Below are 17483 nucleotides of genomic sequence, written 5' to 3' on the forward strand. Positions count from 1 at the left end.
GACCTCAGGCCGCCGGCCACAGCACCGGAAACCAATCCTCGCGCAGGCGCTGACCCGGCCTCATGCCGTGCTCCGGATACGGCGGCGAGGTGCGTCCCGGACGCTCGGCGTAACGCGCGTCGTCGCCCAGCCAGCGCAAGGACAGCGCCCGCCGCCGTCCGCCGCCGGGATTGCCGCGCGCGCCGTGCACGGTGCGGAAATCGAACAGCACCGCGTCGCCCGGCTCCAAAGCCCACTCCAGCACCCGCATGCCCGGCTCGCTGTCCGGATCCGGCGCATCGCGGTAGCGGCGCGCGTCGCCCTCGTAGAAGCCGGAATCGTCTTTCCAGCGCACCGGCCGCACCCATTCCTCCCAGCGATGCGAACCGGCGACCAGCCGCAAAGTGGCTTCACGCACCGGGTCCACCGGAATCCAGAAACTGGCGGTCTGTTCGCCGTCGACGAAGTAATACGGGATGTCCTGATGCCAGGGCGTGGGCTTGTGGGTGCCGGGCTCCTTGACCAGCACATGCTCGTGGAAGAATTGCGCGCGGGTCGAGCACATCAGGGTAGCCGCGGCCGCCGCGGCCGGCGACTCCGTCACCACCGCCTCGAACTCGGGAATACGCCGCCAGTTGCAATAATCCTCGAAGAAGGAGCCCGGCTCGCCGGCAGCGACCACATTGCCGGCATAGGGGCCTGGCGCATGCAGATTACGCTCGATGCCGGCGGCGATGACATCCACCCAATCGCGGAACAGGCCGCGCAGGCAGACGGCGCCGTCGCGCTGAAAGGCGGCGATGTCGGCGATAGACATTTCGGGACAGGCTGACATGGGCTTCTCCTCCTCTTGTATGGATACACACCGCCACTGCGGGCGACTGCCCTCACTATCAGCGCAAGTCCATGCCAAAATAAAATAATATGTTTTGATCATTCTCCTCGGAAAAAGCGATGAAGCTGACCTTGCGTCAATTGCGCTACGCGCTGGCCGTGGCCCGTCACGGCGGCATCAGCGCCGCGGCCGAACGGCTGAACGTCTCCCAGCCGGCGGTATCCGCCGCCGTCGGAGAGCTGGAAGGCATCCTGGGACAGGCCTTGTTCGTGCGCACCCGCGGCTCCGGCATGGCGACGACGCCGTTTGGCCGGCAAGCGCTGGCGCAGGCGCGGCGGACCGTGGAAGCCGCGATGGCGTTGGAGGGGCTGGCCGACGGCGCGGACGCCTTGGCCGGGGAATTGGCCTTGGCTTGCTTCGAGGATCTGGCGCCCTACTGTCTGCCGCCCTTGCTGCGCGCGCTGCGCGAGCGGCATCCGTCCTTGCGCGTGGAGCCGCGGGAGTGCGGCTTCGACCTGATCGGCCCGCAATTGCTGCAAGGCGGGCTGGACGTCGCCATCAGCTACGATCTGGCGCTGCCGCCCGCGCTGGCGCTGACCGAACTGCGCACGCTGGCGCCCCACGCGCTGCTGGCGGCCGATCATCCGCTGGCGCGAAGCGAGCAAGTGTACTTGAGGGAATTATGCGAATGGCCGCTCTTGCTGACCGAGCAGGCGCACAGCGGCCCGCATTTTCTGGACTTGCTGCGCATGCACGGCCTGCGGCCGGCCCGGCTGGAATCGGTCCGCAGCCTTGAGCTGCAACGCGGCATGGTGGCTCACGGCCTGGGCGTGGCCATCGCCTACACCCGGCCCAGCGGCGACCACAGCTATGACGGCCGGCCGCTGGCGCTGCGGCCCATCGCCGATCCGCTGCCGGCGCAACGCATCGTGCTGGCCTGCCTGCGGGAGCGCGCGGAGACGCCGGCCGTCTCCGCCTTGCGCGAACGGGCGCTGGCCTGGTTCGCGGCCAGACCGGAGTTTGGCGTCGGCACGCCAGACGAAGGCGGCTGAGATTTGCGCCGCCTCATCACGACGCGGACCGCGGTTCAGCCGGCCTGGGCTTGCAGATACTGGCCTATCTTGGCCGCGCTGATCTTCTGCATGCCGCACAGCTGGCCGTGCTCACACAGATGCGCGCCATAGCGGCTGCTCAGTTCGCCCTGTAAATGCGATAGCAAATGCGCGGCCATTTCCGCGTCGGCCAGCGCGCGGTGGGCGCGGCCGGTGTCCGGCAGGCTCAGCCAGCGCGCCAAAGTGCCCAGCTTGTGGTCCGGCGCCTGCGGCAGCACCCGGCGCGACAGCAGCAGGGTGCAGGCGAAGTCCTGGCTGCGCGACAGGCCCAGCTGGGCCAGCTCGTAGTCCCAGAACTTGCGGTCGAAGCTGGCGTTGTGAGCGGCCAGCGGCGTGTCGCCGACGAAGCGCGCCGCTTCGGCCATCGCCACCGCTGGCGGCGGCGCGTCGCGCAGCATCGCGTTGCTGATGCCGGTCAGCCGCTCAATCATCGGCGGAATCCACACCCCGGCGTTGATCAGGCTTTGGTAACGGCCGACGATGCGGCCGTCCTCCAGCAGCGCCACGCCGATTTCGGTGGCGCGACAGTCGCGTCCCGGGGACGCGCCGTTGGTTTCGAAATCGATGACGGCGATGCGTCGACTCATTTCAGCGCCGCCCGCGCCGCCTCTTCCGGGCTCAGGCCGTCGTAGTACTGGTCGGTGTACCACTCCGCCTGTTCCTCGATATGCTCCTGCGCCTCCGCCACCGTGGCGCCGGCCGCCACCAGATGGGTTTCCACCTCGGCGCACCATTCCAGCAATGCGCGGGTTTCCTCGTCCAACTCGTCTTGTTTTTGTTTCTTGGCCATGGCCGAATCCTCACATCGCTTTCGCGTGTCGAAAAACCGTGCATTCTACCCGCGCCGGCCGTGACGGCCAAACCGGATCAGACCCGCATATGGCGGATGGACTCGCTCAGTTCGCCAAAATGGCCGCGCAGCTGCAGCAATTCGTCCTGCACCTGCTCCACCGAACGGCTGGTGGTCCCGGCATGCTGGGTCACCGCGTCGACGTTGACCAGGATTTGCGCGCCGGCCTCTTTTTGATTGTCCAGCAGCCGGGAAATGTTGCGGATGCGCTCCTCCGCCACCCCGGCCTGACGGCCGATCTGGTCCACCATGCCGCCCAGCTGCTTCACCAGCTCCACGCCCTGCTCCACCTGGCCCACGCCGTTTTCCATGCCGCTGACCACTTGCTCCGAGGTGGCTTGCAGCTGGGAAATGACGTTGACGATGTCCGCCGTCGCCTGCGAAGTGCGCTCCGCCAGCGCGCGCACCTCGTCGGCCACCACGGCGAAACCGCGGCCGGATTCGCCGGCGCGCGCGGCTTCGATGGCGGCGTTCAAGGCCAGGAGATTGGTTTGCTCGGCAATGCCGCGGATCGAATCCACCATGCCGCCTATCTTGCGGATGTCGCCCTCCAGCAATTGCACGCTGTTGGCGCTGTGATGAATGGTCTGGGCCAGGTTGCCGATATTGCCCACGGTCTGCTGCACCGCCTTGCTGCCCTCGCTCGAGCATTGACCCACTTCGCCGGCGATCCGCAAAGTGCTGTCGGCGTGCTCGGCCACGCTGGCCAGGTGGTCCGCCAATTGCTGGATGGCGCCGGCCATGGACTGCGCCGAATCGGTTTGCAGCCGGCTGGCCTGCTCCACGCTCTGGGTGAGCTGGGAAATCTCGTCGACGGAGTCTCCCAGCGCGCCGGAAGTCTGGCCCACCTTGCCGACAATGCCTTGCAAGGTGTCCATCAAGGTGTTGAATTCGCCGATGGCGGCGCCCAGCTCGTCGCGCCGCCCCGCCTGCGCGCGGATGGACAGATCGCCGCTGCGCTCTATGCGTTGCGCCGCGTCCTTGAAACGCTCGATCGGCGGCAGCACCGAACGCGCCACCCACCAGCACAGCAAGGCCATCAGCAAGGCCGCGGCCAGCGCCGCGACGATGATGAGCACGGCGGCCACGCCCACCTGCGCCACCGTGCTGTCGTTCTGCCGCCGCGAACCGTTGTCGATGGCGTCGGCCAGTTTTTCCATCTTGTCTTCCAGCAGCGCGAAGTCCTGCTGGAAATCCTTCAGCTTGGCCGTCGCCTGTTCCGGCTGGTCGAAGCCGACCGCGACGATGGCGGCGGCGGCCGCGGTGTAGCGCTCCACCACCGGCAGGATCTGCTGCAGCAAGGCGCGGGCGTCGGGATCGTTGATCTTGTCCTGGTTTTCCTTCATCGCGCCGAGAAAGCGCTTGCGGTGCTCGTCCACGTCCTTGCGGATTTCCGTCAGCGCGGCGCGATCGCCGTTCTTCTGCGCCAGCATCAGCGCCAGAACGTCGCCGTGCACCGCGTCGTGCATCATGTCGGCGTCCATCTGCCGGCGCACCGCGCCCTGGCTGTCCAACAATTCATTGATGCTGCGCGCCAGGTGCGCCGTGCTTTGGTAGCCGACCGCGCCGATCAGCAGGCAGGACACCACTATGCCGAAAGCCAGCAGCTGCAGCTGCGCCCTAATCGTCAAGCCTTTCATCGCGGCCCCTTTGCCTCAATATTAATGCCCACAGCATTAACACTAATACATTCCCGCGATTCCGCCGAAGCAATTGGGCCGGCTATAGATCCACTTTGCCGCGCAGGGACTTGACCTCGCCGCGCCGCGTCTTGCCGGCCAGCCGCCGCTGCTTGGAGCCGTAAGTGGGTTTGGTGGCGCGGCGCGCCTTGGGGATGTGGCTGGCGGCGTCGACCCAGGCCTGCAGGCGCTGCAGCGCGTCGGCGCGGTTCAATTCCTGAGTGCGGTGCTGCTGCGCCTTGATCACCAGCACCCCGTCCTTGTTCAAGCGTTGGTCCGGCTGGGCCAGCAGCCGCTCGCGCAGCCATTCCGGCAAGGAGGAGGCGCGCACGTCGAAGCGCAGGTGCACCGCCGACGACACTTTGTTGACGTTTTGCCCGCCCGCGCCTTGCGCGCGCATCGCGCTGAATTCCACTTCGCGCTCGCTGATCGGATACCGCGGCTTGTCCATGATGCAGACCAACAATCAAAAGAGATAATTGTAGCGCACCCGCCGCATCCCATGGCATGGGGCGGCGTTTTATTTCAGAGTGAAATTGTATGAATATCAATAGACTGCTATTGTCGTGCGCTTGCCTGGCCGATACCCTGCCAGACGCTCCTTGCCCATAGAACACGATGTCATTTTTCCTCGACCCACGGACAACGCTGGCTTGCACCGCCGGCTACAGCCTGGTCATCTCCCTGGTCACCTTCCTGTTCTGGCGACGCAGCCAGCGCCAGCCCGCCGTATTGGCGCTCGCCATCGGCGGCCTGCTGGACGCGGCGGCCGGCCTGCTCTACCTGGCCCCGCTGGATCTGGACCCCGCCTTGATCTCCATCGGCGCCAAGCTGTTGATCCAGCTGGCCGCCTTGCAGGTGCTGATCAGCATCGAGCGTTTTTACAATCATTCCAGCCAATACAGCCTGCCCTTGGGACTGGCCTTGATCTTCATTCCGCTGCTGCTGTTCGCCCACGACGGACTGGCGCATTCGGCGCTGGCCCGCCACGCCATCTTCTCGCTGGGCGGCTGCCTGCTGTGGGGGCTGATTGCCTGGCGGCTGTGGCAGGCGGAACAAGACAGCCCGCGCGCCGGCAAATCCCTGGCCTCGGCGCTGGCGGTGCTGACCCTGCTGCTGGAGCTGACGCAGTTGGCGCTGGCCCTGTCTTCCGGACAGCCGGAAATGGAAGTGGCCAGCCAAAGACAGAATCTCTTGCTGCTGATGACGCAGTGGTCCGGCTACGGCGTGGTGGTGTGCCAGCTCTACCTAGTGTACGAACGGGCGATGGATCAGTTGTTGCAGCAATCGCGCAGCGACAGCCTGACCCGCTTGCTGAACCGGCGCAGCTTCGACGAGGAGGCTGTGACGGCCTTCCGCCTGGCTCAGCGCGAGCGGCGCGCCTTGTCGCTGATCGTGCTGGATCTGGACCATTTCAAAAGCATCAACGACCGCCACGGCCACCTGGCCGGCGACCAGGCGCTGACCGCGCTGGCGGACTGTCTGCGCCGGCAGGCGCGGCAGACCGATCTGATCGGCCGCCACGGCGGCGAGGAGTTTTGCATTCTGCTGCCGGACGCCGGCGCGCGGCTGCGTTTCACCGCCAGCCTGGGCGTGGCCTGTCTGAACAGCAGCCACGCCTCGCTGGAAAGCCTGTTCTGCGAGGCCGACGCCATGCTCTACCAGGCCAAGCATCACGGCCGCGACAAGGTGATGCTGTCGGCGCTGCCCGCCGCCGGTTGACTCAAGAGCGAGCGGACTGCGCCAGGCCCTCGCACACCGGCTTTTGCGGATCGCCGGCCGGCAGCTTGCCGCACACCTCGTCCAGCTGCCCGGCCAGCCGCGCCAGCGCCGCCGCCTGCTGTTGCTGCCGGCCCCAGGCTTTAAGCCGGTTCACCGCTTTTTCCAGCGAGCGCCGGTTGCGCTCGTAGAAGGCGCTGGGCGTGCCGCCCGCCTCCTTGAAAATGGCGCTGGCGGTACTCTCGATCCGCTTCTCGTCCGCCGGCGCCAGCTCAATCGCCCCGCTCAGATAGCTGACGCCCCATTGCAGCCGCGTGGCCGGGCCGTTGGCCGCTTCGTAAGCCTGCCGATACCAGTCCAGCGCCGCGGCCTTGTCGCCGCGCTGCTTGGCGTTGGAGGCCAGGATCAGCATGTGGTAGTACGGCGCGTGGGAACGGCTCAGTTCCGCCTTCAGCAGCGCGTCGGATTCGTCCAGCCAGCCGGCTTGCGTCAGCAGGTCGGCGCCGGCGGTGATCACCGCCTGGCGTTCGTAAGGATTGGCGGTGGCCTTGTCTACGGCCGCCACCCGCTGTTTGACTTCCTCGCGCAAGGATCGCGGCAGCTCGCCCTTGGGCTGGTTCAGACGCGCCAGCGCCAGCCGCGACGACAAGGCGCCCAGGCGGTCCGCGGTGGACAAACCCGCGTCCGCGGCCAGTTTTTCCAGCGCGGCGTTCCACTGCGCCGCCAAGGCCTGGCGCTCCGCCCCGTCCGCGCTCAGCGCCTTGACGATGTCGGCGGCGCTATTGATCAGGATGTCGGCGTTGGCGCGCGGCTGCGCCAAGGCGGCGCGCGCGACGCTCAAGCCTTGCGCGCGGTCCGCCACCGGAGCGTCCTCGCCGGCAGCCGCGGCCAGCGCTTTCAGCTTCAGCCGCAGCGCGGTGGCCGCCGGCTGCACCGGCGCCTTGTCCGCCAAACCCGCCAGCGTCGCCGCCACCTGTTTCTCCGGCACGATCTGCGCCTGATCGGTGTCCCAGGAATAATCCGCCAGCAATTGCCAATCGCCGTCCGCCAGCTTGTCCCCGGCCAAGGCCGCCTGCAGCAGCGCCTTCACCGGCCGCGCCGCCGCCAGCCCCAGTTCCAGCGTGCGCAGATAGCGCTCCGGGTCCACCTCACCCGGCAGGCGAGTGATCTCGGCGCCGTCCGGCCGGAACAGAATCATGGTCGGGTAGCCGCGCACTTTGAATTCGCTGCCCAGTTTTTGCGCGTCCGGGCTGTCCCCGTCCAGGTAGACCGGCACGAACTGGCGGGTGCGGGCGATGAAGTCCTGGCGGTTGAAAATGGTGGCCTTGACCTGGTTGCACGGCGGGCACCATACCGCGCCCCAGTACAGGAACAGCGGCTTGTTTTCCGATTTGGCCTTGGCGAAGGCCGCCGGCACATCGCCCTGCAACCAGGCGATGCCGGGCGGCAAGGCGTGGCCGTCAACCGGCGCGGAGGCCGCCTGCGCCGGCAAGGCCAGGCTGGCGGCGACAAAAGCCAGCGAGATCAAGGTAAGCTTCATCGCAGAATTCTCTTAGAGTTGGTTTGTCGAACCATGCTAACGCAATTATTCGAACGTAATAAAGTGCAATCCCTTCTGTGCTTAGCGATAAAAAATCCATTGTCGCGCGCGCGCCGCGCGACGCCGCCACTCCCGCCGCAAGGACACCGCGCATGACCGCCCTACCCGCCTACTGGCTTGGCCCCTTATTGCTGGAAGACGGCTTCGAACGCGACGCCGCCGGCCAGATGCTCGCCACCGCCACCCGCCGCGCCCATTTGCTGATCGCCGACGGCCGCATCGCCGAACTGCGCTTCGACGCCGTCCCGGAAGACGGGCGGCCGCGCCGGGACGCGCGCGGCTGGCTGGCGCTGCCGGCCTTCGCCGACATGCACATCCACCTGGACAAAGGCCATTACGGCGGGCCTTGGCCCGCCGCCACGCCCTTCGTCAGCGTGGCGGAGCGCATCCGCGAGGAACAAGGTTTCCTGCTGGATTTCCTACCGGACACCCGGCGCCGCGCCGAAACGCTGCTGGACCTGATCGCCGCCGACGGCGTCGCCTTCGCCCGCGTGCATTGCAATGTGGACCCGGTGGCCGGTCTCGCCACCATGGAGCAAGTGCGCCTGGCGCTGGACAGCCGCAAGCATTGGCTGGATTACGAGCTGGTCGCCTTCCCTCAGCACGGTCTGCTGTCCGGCGGCACCCTCAAGCTGATGGACCAGGCGCTGACCTCCGGTTTCAATGTGGTGGGCGGGCTGGACCCGGCCAGCGTGGACGGCGACATCGAACGCTCGCTCCACGCCACGCTGGAGCTGGCGGTTAAGCACGGCGCGCCGGTGGACCTGCATCTGCACGAGCGCGGCGAGCTGGGCGCCTACACGCTGGAACGGCTGGCGCGGCTGAGCGAATCGGCCGGCCTGGCCGGCCGGGTCAGCGTCAGCCACGCTTACTGTCTGGGGGAACTGGAACCGGCCCGGCTGGACCAGGTGTGCGCGGCGCTGGCCGCCAGCGGCATCGCCATCGTATCGGCGGCGCCCATCGACGTGCCGATGCCGCCGCCGCGCGTCCTGGCCGCGCACGGCATTCCGCTGAGCCTGGGCAACGACAATATCAACGACCACTGGACGCCCTACAACAGCGGCAGCATCGTCGAGCGCGCCAGCCGTCTGGGCGAGCGCCACGGCTGGAACGATGAATACTCGCTGAGCCGCGCCTTGCGCCACATCAGCCGCGGCCTGACGCCGCTGGACGACGCCGGCCGCCGCGTGTGGCCGCAAGTCGGCGACGCCGCCGATCTGACCCTGGTGGACGCCTGTTGCTCCGCCGAGCTGATCGCCCGCCGCAAGCCGGTGCGCGGCGTGCTGCGCGGCGGTCGGCCAGGCTGGTGGGCCGAGGGCTAGGCCCAACCAAGCTTCGCCGCCTGAAAAGCGCTTACAGCAACTCCAGCGCCATCGCCGTCGCCTCACCGCCGCCTATGCACAGGCTGGCCACGCCGCGCTTGCCGCCGCGCTGACGCAGCGCCGACAGCAAGGTGATGATGATGCGCGCGCCGGAGGCGCCGATGGGGTGGCCCAGCGCGCAGGCGCCGCCATGCACATTGACCTTGTCGTGCGGCAGGCCCAAGTCCTGCATCGCCGCCATGGTCACCACGGCGAAGGCTTCGTTGATCTCGTAGAGATCGACGTCGCCGGCGCTCCAGCCCGCCTGGGCCAGCAGCTTGCGGATCGCCTCCACCGGCGCGGTGGTGAACCAGCCCGGTTCCTGAGCGTGGGTAGCGTGGCCGACGATGCGGGCCAGCGGGCGCAGGCCGCGGCGCGCCGCCTCCTCCGCCGTCATCAACACCAGCGCGGCGGCGCCGTCGGAAATGGAACTGGCGTTGGCCGGCGTCACCGTGCCGTCCTTCTTGAACGCCGGTTTCAACGTCGGAATCTTGTCGACGTTAGCCTTCAAGGGCTGCTCATCGGTGTCCACCACCTGCTCGCCGCCGCGGCCGCTGACCGTCACCGGCGCGATCTCGTCGCGGAACAGGCCGTCGCGGATGGCCGCCTGGGCGCGGTTCAGCGAGGCGATGGCGAAAGCGTCCTGGGCCTCGCGGCTGAAGCCGTACTTCTCCGCGCACCATTCGGCGAACACCCCCATCAGCTTGCCCTTGTCGTAAGCGTCCTCCAGGCCGTCCAGGAACATATGGTCCTTGATTTCGCCATGGCCCAGGCGCAGGCCGGCCCGCGCCTTGGTCATCAGATAGGGCGCGTTGCTCATGCTCTCCATGCCGCCGGCCACCATCACCCGCGCGCTGCCGGCGCGCAAGAGATCATGGGCCAGCATCGCCGCCTTCATGCCGGAGCCGCACATCTTGTTGACCGTGGTGCAGTTCACCGCCAGCGGCAGGCCCGCGCCCAGCGCCGCCTGACGCGCCGGCGCCTGGCCCTGACCGGCCGGCAGCACGCAGCCGACGATGGCTTCGTCGATGTCCGCCGCCGGCACGCCGGCGCGCTCCACCGCGGCCTGGATCGCCGCCGCGCCCAGCTCCGCCGCCGTCTTGGCCGCCAAAGCGCCCTGGAAGCCGCCCATGGCGGTGCGCGCCATGCCCACGATCACGATGTCTTGCTGTTGCATTGCTCACTCCTCAAGTCGATTGCCGGGCATCCGCGCCGCGCTTGTCCAGCGTTTTCTCGCACTGATGCCGCAATTGGGAAATTTCGCTCAATACCACCTTGATGTCTTCCATCTGCTCCAGCAGCTGCTGTTCCTTGCGTTGCAGGATGCGGATGAATTCGTGCAGCTGCGGCGCGTCGTCGCTGGCCGCGTCGTAGAGCGCGAACAGCTCGCGGATTTCCTGCAGGGACAGGCCGATGCGCTTGCCGCGCAGAATCAGCATCAGCCGCACCCGGTCGCGCCGGCTGTAGATGCGGCGCTGCCCCGCCCGCAGCGGCTCCAGCAATTGCTGGTCTTCGTAAAAGCGGATGGTGCGCGTGGTCACGTCGAACTCCTGCGCCAATTCGGTAATGCTGTAGGTCTGCTCCGCCATCTTCCTCTCCCGCCTCCCCGGCCCCGCCGGACCATTCGCGCAACATTCGTGCTTGCCGTCGTCATTGTTGATTGACGTTAACGTAAACGTCAAGCTATCTTGAATACAGCATAGAGCAAATAGTCGAGGAAACAACATGCAAGCCAAAATCGCAGTGGTGGGCGCCGGCACCATGGGCAACGGCATCGCCCAGGTCTTCGCCGCCCATGGTTACGACGTGCGCCTGGCCGACGTCAGCCAGACCGCGCTGGACAAAGGCTTGGCCGCCGTCGCCTCCAGCCTGGCGCGGCTGGTGAAGAAAGGCCAGTTGGCCGAAACCGATGTCCCCGCCATTCTCGCCCGCATCCAGACCACCACCCGCCTGGCCGAGCTGGCCGACCGCGACCTGGTGGTGGAAGCCGCCACCGAGAACGCCGCGGTCAAGGAAAGCATCTTCCGCGAACTGGCCGCCGTGGTGCGCCCGGACGCGGTGCTGGCGTCCAACACCTCGTCGATTTCGCTGACCCGCATCGCCAGCTGGGTCAGCCAGCCGGAGCGCGTGGTGGGCATGCACTTCATGAACCCGGTGCCGGTGATGCAGCTGGTGGAAATCATCCGCGCGCTGCAAACCGGCGACGCCGCCTACCGGCTGGTCTACGAATTGAGCCAGGCGCTGGGCAAAACCCCGGTCACGGTCAAGGACGCCGCCGGCTTCGTTTCCAACCGGGTGCTGATGCCGATGATCAACGAGGCCGCCTTCACGCTGCACGAAAACCTGGCCAGCGCCGAGGACATCGACACCGTGATGAAGCTGGGCATGAACCATCCCATCGGCCCGCTGGCCTTGGCGGACCTGATCGGCCTGGACACCTGCTTATCCATCATGGACATCCTCTACACCGAATTCCGCGACAGCAAATACCGCGCCTGCCCGCTGCTGGCCCAACTGGTGCAGGCCGGCCACTTGGGCCGCAAGAGCGGCAAGGGTTTTTACAGCTACGCCTGAGCCGGCGCCGCCGGCAACGGGCTTTACTCAAGATCAGACGGAGGCAGCACCATGACCCAGGCAGTCCCCACCATCAAATTGCTGATAGGCGGCGAATTCGTCGAATCCCGCAGCGCCGAATGGCGCGACATCGTCAATCCGGCCACCCAGGAGGTGCTGGCGCGGGTGCCGATGGCCACTCAGGACGAAGTCGACGCCGCCGTCAGCGCCGCCAAGACCGCCTTCGCCGGCTGGAAGAAAACCGCCATCGGCGCGCGCGCGCGCATTTTCCTGAAATACCAGCAGTTGATCCGCGAGCACATGAAGGAACTGGCGGCGCTGCTGACCGCCGAGCAAGGCAAGACCCTGGCCGACGCCGAGGGCGACATCTTCCGCGGCCTGGAAGTGGTGGAGCACGCGTCCGCCATCGGCAATCTGCAACTGGGCGAATACGCGGAGAACGTCGCCGGCGGCGTCGACACTTACACCGTGCTGCAGCCGCTGGGCGTCTGCGCCGGCATCACCCCGTTCAACTTCCCGGCGATGATTCCGCTGTGGATGTTTCCGATGGCCATCGCCACCGGCAACACCTTTGTGCTCAAACCGTCGGAACAAGACCCAATGGTGACCATGCGCCTGGTGGAGCTGGCGCTGGAAGCCGGCATCCCGCCCGGCGTGCTCAATGTGGTGCACGGCGGCGAACAGGTGGTCAACGCGCTGTGCGACCACCGCGACATCAAGGCGGTGTCCTTCGTCGGCTCCACCAAGGTGGGCACCCATGTGCACCAGCGCGCCAGCCTCAACGGCAAGCGCACCCAGTGCATGATGGGCGCCAAGAATCACGCCATCGTGCTGCCGGACGCCAATAAGGAACAGGCGCTGAACCAACTGGCCGGAGCCGCTTTCGGCGCCGCCGGCCAGCGCTGCATGGCGCTATCGGTGGCGGTGCTGGTGGGCGAGGCCCAGCAGTGGATACCGGAGCTGGTGGCCAAGGCGCGCGGCCTGAGCGTGGGCGCCGGCAAGGACAACCCGGACCTGGGCCCGCTGATCTCCTGCGCCGCCCGCGAACGCGTGGCCGGCCTGATCGGCCGCGGCGTGGAAGAAGGCGCGCGCCTGGAACTGGACGGCCGCGACATCCAGGTGGCCGGCTACGAGCGCGGCAACTTCGTCGGCCCCACCATCTTCTCCGGCGTCAAACCGGAAATGAGCGTCTACCACCAGGAAGTCTTCGGCCCGGTGCTGTGTCTGATGGCGGCGGATTCGCTGGACGACGCCATCGCCATCGTCAACGCCAACCCCAACGGCAACGGCACTGCGGTGTTCACCCAGAGCGGCGCGGCGGCGCGCAAATTCCAGGAAGAGATCGACGTCGGCCAGGTGGGCATCAACGTGCCCATCCCGGTGCCGGTGCCGCTGTTCAGCTTCACCGGCTCGCGCGGCTCCAAGCTGGGCGACCTCGGCCCTTACGGCAAGCAGGTGGTGCTGTTCTACACCCAGACCAAGACCGTCACCAGCCGCTGGTTCGACGACGCCGCCAGCGGCGGCAAGGTCAACACCACCATTTCGCTGCGCTGACCGGGAGCCCGCCATGGATTTCGCACTGACCGAAGAACAAATCGCCTTTCAGGACAGCGCCCGCGACTTCGCCGCCAGCGAGCTCGCGCCGCGCGCCGCGGAATGGGATGAAGAGGAAACCTTCCCGCTGGAAGTGATCCGCCGCAGCGGCGAGATGGGTTTTCTCGGCCTGTACACGCCGGAAGCCTACGGCGGCCTGGGCCTGTCGCGGCAGGACTCCGCCATCGTCTTCGAAGAGCTGGCCGCCGGCTGCACCTCCACCGCCGCCTATCTGACCATCCACAATATGGTGGCCTGGATGATAGCCAGCTTCGGCAGCCCGGAACTGGCCGAGCGCTGGGTGCCGCGCATGGTCAGCGGCGAGTTGCTGGGCAGCTACTGCCTGACCGAGCCCGGCGCCGGCTCCGACGCCGCCTCGCTGAAGACCCGCGCCGAGCGCAAGGGCGAGCACTACGTGCTCAACGGCTCCAAGATGTTCATCTCCGGCGCCGGCAGCACCCAGGTGCTGGTGGTAATGGCGCGCACCGGCGGCCCCGGCCCCAAGGGCGTGTCCGCCTTCGTGGTGCCGGCGGACGCGCCCGGCGTGCAATACGGCAAGAAAGAGAAAAAAATGGGCTGGAACAGCCAGCCCACCCGCGCCATCACCTTCGACAATGTGGAAATCCCGGCCGCCAACCGGCTGGGCGAGGAAGGCCAGGGCTTCGCCTTCGCGATGAAGGGCCTGGACGGCGGCCGCATCAATATCGCCACCTGCGCGGTGGGCACCGCCCAGGCCGCGCTGGCCGCCGCCCAGCGCTATGTGCAGGAACGCCAGCAATTCGGCCAGCCGCTGGCTGAGCTGCAAAGCGTGCAGTTCCGGCTGGCGGACATGCTGACCGAGCTGGTGGCCGCGCGGCAGATGGTGCGGCTGGCGGCGTGGAAACTGGACCAGGCCAGCCCGGACGCAGGCGCTTATTGCGCCATGGCAAAGCGGCTGGCCACCGATTTGAGTTTCAATGTGGCCAACAACGCGCTGCAACTGTTCGGCGGCTACGGCTATCTGAAAGACTTCCCGCTGGAACGCCATGTGCGCGACCTGCGCGTGCACCAGATTCTGGAAGGCACCAATGAAGTGATGCGGATGATCGTGGCGCGCAAGCTGTTGCAGGACGGCGCGCTGGAAACCCTGCGCTGAGCGAAGCCGGGAATATCCCCGATGCTGCGTTGCGCCGGCTTGCATCGGGGTTTTCCGGCCTCTCTCATCCACACCGAATCCATAAAGGCATACGCTATGAACCACTACGCCCACCTGAACGTGGAAAAACGCGGCCACACCGCCGTGATCACCATAGACAATCCGCCCGCCAACACCTGGAACCGCGACAGCCTGAGCGCGCTGAAGCGGCTGGTGGCGGACCTGAACGCCGACCGCGACATCTATGCGCTGGTGATCACCGGCCAGGGAGAAAAGTTCTTCTCCGCCGGCGCCGACCTCAAGCTGTTCGCCGACGGCGACAAAAAGGTGGCCACCGAGATGACCATGCTGTTCGGCGAGGCCTTCGAGGCGCTGTCCGCCTTCCGCGGCGTCAGCATCGCCGCCGTCAACGGCTATGCGATGGGCGGCGGCCTGGAGTGCGCGCTGGCCTGCGACATCCGCATCGCCGAAGAACAGGCGCAAATGGCGTTGCCGGAAGCCGGCGTCGGCCTGCTGCCCTGCGCCGGCGGCACCCAGAACCTGCCCTGGCTGGTGGGCGAAGGCTGGGCCAAGCGCATGATTCTGTGCGGCGAGCGCATCGACGCGCGCACCGCCGAGCGCATCGGCCTGGTGGAAGAAGTGGTGGCCAAGGGCCAGGCGCTGGACGCCGCGCTCAAGCTGGCGGAACAAGCCGCGCGCCAGTCGCCGTCCTCGGTGGCGGTGTGCAAGCAGCTGGTGCAGCGCGCGCGGCTGCAGCCGCCGGCGCACAATCTGATCCACGAGCGCGAAGGCTTCATCAAGCTGTTCGACACCCAGGACCAGGGCGAAGGCACCCGCGCCTTCCTGGAAAAACGCGCGCCGCAATGGAAGAACGCCTGACCCTCACCCAAGGACGAATCCGCCATGTCCAACCTGGTACTGTTTGAAGAACTGCCGGTCCGCGGCGGCCAGCGCATCGCCATCGCCACGCTGAACGCGGAAAAATCGCTGAACGCGCTGACGCTGGACATGATACGGCTGCTGGACGCGCGCTTGAGCGCCTGGGAGAACGACGACGCCGTGGTGGCCGTGCTGCTGCGCGGCGCCGGCGACAAGGCCTTCTGCGCCGGCGGCGACGTGCGCTCGCTGCGCGCCGCGCTGCTGGAAGACGGCGAGGTCTATCCCAACCCGCACGCCGTCGCCTTCTTCAGCGAGGAATACCGGCTCGACTACCGCATCCACCGCTACCGCAAGCCGCTGATCGTATGGGGCGGCGGCATCGTCATGGGCGGCGGCCTGGGCCTGATGGCCGGCGCCAGCCACCGCGTGGCCACCCCGGCCACCCGCATCGCGATGCCGGAAATCACCATAGGCCTGTACCCGGACGTGGCCGGCAGCTGGTTCCTGCAACGGATGCCGGCCAAGCTCGGCCTGTTCCTGGGCCTGACCGGCGCGCCGCTGAACGCCGGCGACGCCTTGCTGTGCAATCTGGCCGACCATGTGCTGCCGGCCGACGGCCAGACCCCGCTGCTGACCGCGCTGCGCGATCTGGCCTGGGAGCAGCCGGCGGAACGCCACCACGGCCTGGTCAGCGCCCTGCTCAACGAGATGGAGCGCGACGTGGCGCTGCCGGAGGCCAACGCCGGCCGCAATCTGCTGGCGGTGCATCAGTTGATGAACCGCGGCAGCCTGGAAGCGGTGGCCGCCGCGCTGCGCGACACCGCCTTTGAAGACCCGTGGCTGGCCGCCGCCGCCAAGAGCTTCGCTCACGGCTGCCCGACGTCCGCCGCCGTCTGCTGGGAAATCTTCCAGCGCGCCAAACACCTGTCCCTGGCCGAGGTCCTGCGCATGGAGCTGGCGCTGTCGGTCAACTTCTGCGCCAAGCCGGACTTCCGCGAAGGCGTGCGCGCGCTGCTGGTGGACAAGGATCGCGCGCCGCAATGGCATTGCCGCGAGCTGGGCGATATTCCGCCGGGCTGGGTGGACAGCCATTTCGATTCGCCGTGGACGGAGGCCGACCACCCGCTGGCCGCGCTCCAATAACAATCGAGGAGAGAGAAGATGCAAACCATCGCCTTCATCGGCCTGGGCAATATGGGCGGCCCCATGGCCGCCAACCTGCTGAAGCAGGGTTATCAGCTGAACGTGTTCGACCTGTCCGCCGACGCGCTGGCCAAGCTGGTCGCCGCCGGCGCGCGCGCGGCCGCCAGCGCCGCCGACGCCGTCCGCGGCGCCGACGCGGTGATTTCCATGCTGCCGGCCGGCCGCCACGTGGAAGGCCTGTACCTGGGCGAGTCCGGCCTGTTCGCGCAACTGCCGGCCGGCGCCCTGGTCATCGATTGCAGCACCATAGACGCCGCCACCGCGCGCAAGGTGGCCGCCGCGGCCGACGCCGCCGGCCTCAAGATGCTGGACGCGCCGGTGTCCGGCGGCACCGCCGGCGCCGCCGCCGGCACCTTGACCTTCATCGTCGGCGGCGCCGCCGCCGAGCTGGAACGGGCGCGGCCTCTGCTGCAAGCCATGGGCAAGAACATTTTCCACGCCGGCGCCGCCGGCGCCGGCCAGACCGCCAAGATCTGCAACAATATGCTGCTGGGCATCCTGATGGCCGGCACCGCGGAGGCGCTGGCGCTGGGCGTGAAGAACGGGCTGGACCCCAAGGTGCTGTCCGACATCATCAGCCAGAGCTCCGGCCGCAACTGGGCCACCGAGCTGTACAACCCCTGGCCCGGCGTGATGGAGAACGCGCCGGCCAGCCGCGGCTACAGCGGCGGCTTCATGACCGAACTGATGCTGAAAGACCTGGGCCTGGCCGAGGAAACCGCGCTGCACAGCCACGCGGCCAATCCGCTGGGATCGCTGGCCCGCAATCTGTACGAGGAACACGCGCAGGCCGGCTTCGGCAAACTGGACTTCTCCAGCATCCTCAAGCACTTCCACCCGCTGGATTGAGTCAGAACGTGTTTACGATCTCGCGAGCTAAGGCGAGACAAGGCGTTGCGGCTGAGAAAGCGGAGTGTACAAGTGCTACATGAGCATTTCGAAGCCGTACTCACCGTGTGACGTC

The 17483-nt window shown here is 67.4% G+C and carries 17 protein-coding genes; 9 read left to right on the forward strand and 8 right to left on the reverse strand.

The annotated features are described in order from the left end of the window. Nucleotides 1-4: 4 nt before the first annotated feature. On the reverse strand, nucleotides 5-814 hold the full coding sequence (locus tag DB032_RS09305) for a phytanoyl-CoA dioxygenase family protein (protein WP_107799230.1): 810 nt from the start codon (nucleotides 812-814) through the stop codon (nucleotides 5-7). Between the two features lie 119 nt (nucleotides 815-933). Between DB032_RS09305 and DB032_RS09310 the strand changes: the two genes are divergently transcribed. Continuing rightward, complete coding sequence (locus DB032_RS09310; protein ID WP_107799231.1) at nucleotides 934-1866, forward strand: LysR family transcriptional regulator; 933 nt, start codon at nucleotides 934-936, stop codon at nucleotides 1864-1866. Nucleotides 1867-1901: 35 nt separating this feature from the next. Here DB032_RS09310 and DB032_RS09315 read toward each other — a convergent pair whose 3' ends face one another. The 4 genes from DB032_RS09315 to arfB form a co-directional block, all read right to left on the reverse strand. After that, a complete protein-coding gene (locus tag DB032_RS09315) occupies nucleotides 1902-2513 on the reverse strand; it encodes a PolC-type DNA polymerase III (RefSeq protein WP_107799232.1) in 612 nt (203 codons plus the stop codon). After that, entirely contained in the window at nucleotides 2510-2716 is a 207-nt protein-coding gene (locus DB032_RS09320) for a hypothetical protein (protein WP_019101381.1), read from the reverse strand. Before DB032_RS09320 ends, DB032_RS09315 begins: the two co-directional genes overlap by 4 nt. 77 nt (nucleotides 2717-2793) lie before the next feature. After that, nucleotides 2794-4416: a methyl-accepting chemotaxis protein gene (locus DB032_RS09325; protein WP_107799233.1), complete on the reverse strand. Its 1623-nt coding sequence runs from the start codon at nucleotides 4414-4416 to the stop codon at nucleotides 2794-2796. An 82-nt stretch (nucleotides 4417-4498) separates the two neighbouring features. After that, nucleotides 4499-4906, reverse strand: coding sequence for an alternative ribosome rescue aminoacyl-tRNA hydrolase ArfB (gene arfB, locus DB032_RS09330; protein WP_081544746.1), 408 nt, complete (start codon nucleotides 4904-4906; stop codon nucleotides 4499-4501). A 167-nt stretch (nucleotides 4907-5073) separates the two neighbouring features. On the opposite strand from arfB, the gene DB032_RS09335 reads away from it, so the two are divergent. Then, nucleotides 5074-6177, forward strand: coding sequence for a diguanylate cyclase (locus DB032_RS09335; protein ID WP_107799234.1), 1104 nt, complete (start codon nucleotides 5074-5076; stop codon nucleotides 6175-6177). A 1-nt stretch (nucleotide 6178) separates the two neighbouring features. Here the strand turns inward: DB032_RS09335 and DB032_RS09340 are convergent, their stop codons facing one another. Next, nucleotides 6179-7714: a thioredoxin family protein gene (locus DB032_RS09340; RefSeq protein ID WP_107799235.1), complete on the reverse strand. Its 1536-nt coding sequence runs from the start codon at nucleotides 7712-7714 to the stop codon at nucleotides 6179-6181. Between the two features lie 152 nt (nucleotides 7715-7866). Here DB032_RS09340 and DB032_RS09345 point away from each other — a divergent pair, with 152 nt between their 5' ends. Beyond that, nucleotides 7867-9096, forward strand: coding sequence for an amidohydrolase family protein (locus DB032_RS09345; protein ID WP_107799236.1), 1230 nt, complete (start codon nucleotides 7867-7869; stop codon nucleotides 9094-9096). A gap of 31 nt (nucleotides 9097-9127) precedes the next feature. Here the strand turns inward: DB032_RS09345 and DB032_RS09350 are convergent, their stop codons facing one another. Further along, nucleotides 9128-10312 (reverse strand): acetyl-CoA C-acyltransferase, encoded by a 1185-nt coding sequence (locus DB032_RS09350; RefSeq protein ID WP_107799237.1) that lies wholly within the window; start codon nucleotides 10310-10312, stop codon nucleotides 9128-9130. Nucleotides 10313-10322: 10 nt separating this feature from the next. Continuing rightward, on the reverse strand, nucleotides 10323-10724 hold the full coding sequence (locus DB032_RS09355; protein WP_019101375.1) for a MerR family DNA-binding transcriptional regulator: 402 nt from the start codon (nucleotides 10722-10724) through the stop codon (nucleotides 10323-10325). A 136-nt stretch (nucleotides 10725-10860) separates the two neighbouring features. Between DB032_RS09355 and DB032_RS09360 the strand changes: the two genes are divergently transcribed. The 6 genes from DB032_RS09360 (at nucleotide 10861) to mmsB (ending at nucleotide 17368) form a co-directional block, all read left to right on the forward strand. Then, on the forward strand, nucleotides 10861-11709 hold the full coding sequence (locus DB032_RS09360; RefSeq protein ID WP_107799238.1) for a 3-hydroxybutyryl-CoA dehydrogenase: 849 nt from the start codon (nucleotides 10861-10863) through the stop codon (nucleotides 11707-11709). Nucleotides 11710-11760: 51 nt separating this feature from the next. After that, nucleotides 11761-13263, forward strand: coding sequence for a CoA-acylating methylmalonate-semialdehyde dehydrogenase (locus DB032_RS09365; protein WP_107799239.1), 1503 nt, complete (start codon nucleotides 11761-11763; stop codon nucleotides 13261-13263). 13 nt (nucleotides 13264-13276) lie between these two features. Then, a complete protein-coding gene (locus DB032_RS09370) occupies nucleotides 13277-14437 on the forward strand; it encodes an acyl-CoA dehydrogenase family protein (protein ID WP_107799240.1) in 1161 nt (386 codons plus the stop codon). Nucleotides 14438-14533: 96 nt separating this feature from the next. After that, a complete protein-coding gene (locus DB032_RS09375; RefSeq protein WP_107799241.1) occupies nucleotides 14534-15316 on the forward strand; it encodes an enoyl-CoA hydratase in 783 nt (260 codons plus the stop codon). Between the two features lie 24 nt (nucleotides 15317-15340). Next, on the forward strand, nucleotides 15341-16459 hold the full coding sequence (locus DB032_RS09380) for an enoyl-CoA hydratase/isomerase family protein (RefSeq protein WP_107799242.1): 1119 nt from the start codon (nucleotides 15341-15343) through the stop codon (nucleotides 16457-16459). An 18-nt stretch (nucleotides 16460-16477) separates the two neighbouring features. Then, nucleotides 16478-17368 (forward strand): 3-hydroxyisobutyrate dehydrogenase, encoded by an 891-nt coding sequence (gene mmsB, locus DB032_RS09385; RefSeq protein WP_107799243.1) that lies wholly within the window; start codon nucleotides 16478-16480, stop codon nucleotides 17366-17368. Nucleotides 17369-17483 lie beyond the last annotated feature (115 nt).

The organism is Chromobacterium sp. Panama, from assembly GCF_003052555.1.
GTDB lineage: Bacteria > Pseudomonadota > Gammaproteobacteria > Burkholderiales > Chromobacteriaceae > Chromobacterium.

Bases quoted from the DNA above. Each gene is read 5' to 3' on its own strand.
- DB032_RS09305 (WP_107799230.1), bottom strand. From the start codon at position 814: ATGTCAGCCTGTCCCGAAATGTCTATCGCCGACATCGCCGCCTTTCAG.
- DB032_RS09310 (WP_107799231.1), top strand. From the start codon at position 934: ATGAAGCTGACCTTGCGTCAATTGCGCTACGCGCTGGCCGTGGCCCGT.
- DB032_RS09315 (WP_107799232.1), bottom strand. From the start codon at position 2,513: ATGAGTCGACGCATCGCCGTCATCGATTTCGAAACCAACGGCGCGTCC.
- DB032_RS09320 (WP_019101381.1), bottom strand. From the start codon at position 2,716: ATGGCCAAGAAACAAAAACAAGACGAGTTGGACGAGGAAACCCGCGCA.
- DB032_RS09325 (WP_107799233.1), bottom strand. From the start codon at position 4,416: ATGAAAGGCTTGACGATTAGGGCGCAGCTGCAGCTGCTGGCTTTCGGC.
- arfB (WP_081544746.1), bottom strand. From the start codon at position 4,906: ATGGACAAGCCGCGGTATCCGATCAGCGAGCGCGAAGTGGAATTCAGC.
- DB032_RS09335 (WP_107799234.1), top strand. From the start codon at position 5,074: ATGTCATTTTTCCTCGACCCACGGACAACGCTGGCTTGCACCGCCGGC.
- DB032_RS09340 (WP_107799235.1), bottom strand. From the start codon at position 7,714: ATGAAGCTTACCTTGATCTCGCTGGCTTTTGTCGCCGCCAGCCTGGCC.
- DB032_RS09345 (WP_107799236.1), top strand. From the start codon at position 7,867: ATGACCGCCCTACCCGCCTACTGGCTTGGCCCCTTATTGCTGGAAGAC.
- DB032_RS09350 (WP_107799237.1), bottom strand. From the start codon at position 10,312: ATGCAACAGCAAGACATCGTGATCGTGGGCATGGCGCGCACCGCCATG.
- DB032_RS09355 (WP_019101375.1), bottom strand. From the start codon at position 10,724: ATGGCGGAGCAGACCTACAGCATTACCGAATTGGCGCAGGAGTTCGAC.
- DB032_RS09360 (WP_107799238.1), top strand. From the start codon at position 10,861: ATGCAAGCCAAAATCGCAGTGGTGGGCGCCGGCACCATGGGCAACGGC.
- DB032_RS09365 (WP_107799239.1), top strand. From the start codon at position 11,761: ATGACCCAGGCAGTCCCCACCATCAAATTGCTGATAGGCGGCGAATTC.
- DB032_RS09370 (WP_107799240.1), top strand. From the start codon at position 13,277: ATGGATTTCGCACTGACCGAAGAACAAATCGCCTTTCAGGACAGCGCC.
- DB032_RS09375 (WP_107799241.1), top strand. From the start codon at position 14,534: ATGAACCACTACGCCCACCTGAACGTGGAAAAACGCGGCCACACCGCC.
- DB032_RS09380 (WP_107799242.1), top strand. From the start codon at position 15,341: ATGTCCAACCTGGTACTGTTTGAAGAACTGCCGGTCCGCGGCGGCCAG.
- mmsB (WP_107799243.1), top strand. From the start codon at position 16,478: ATGCAAACCATCGCCTTCATCGGCCTGGGCAATATGGGCGGCCCCATG.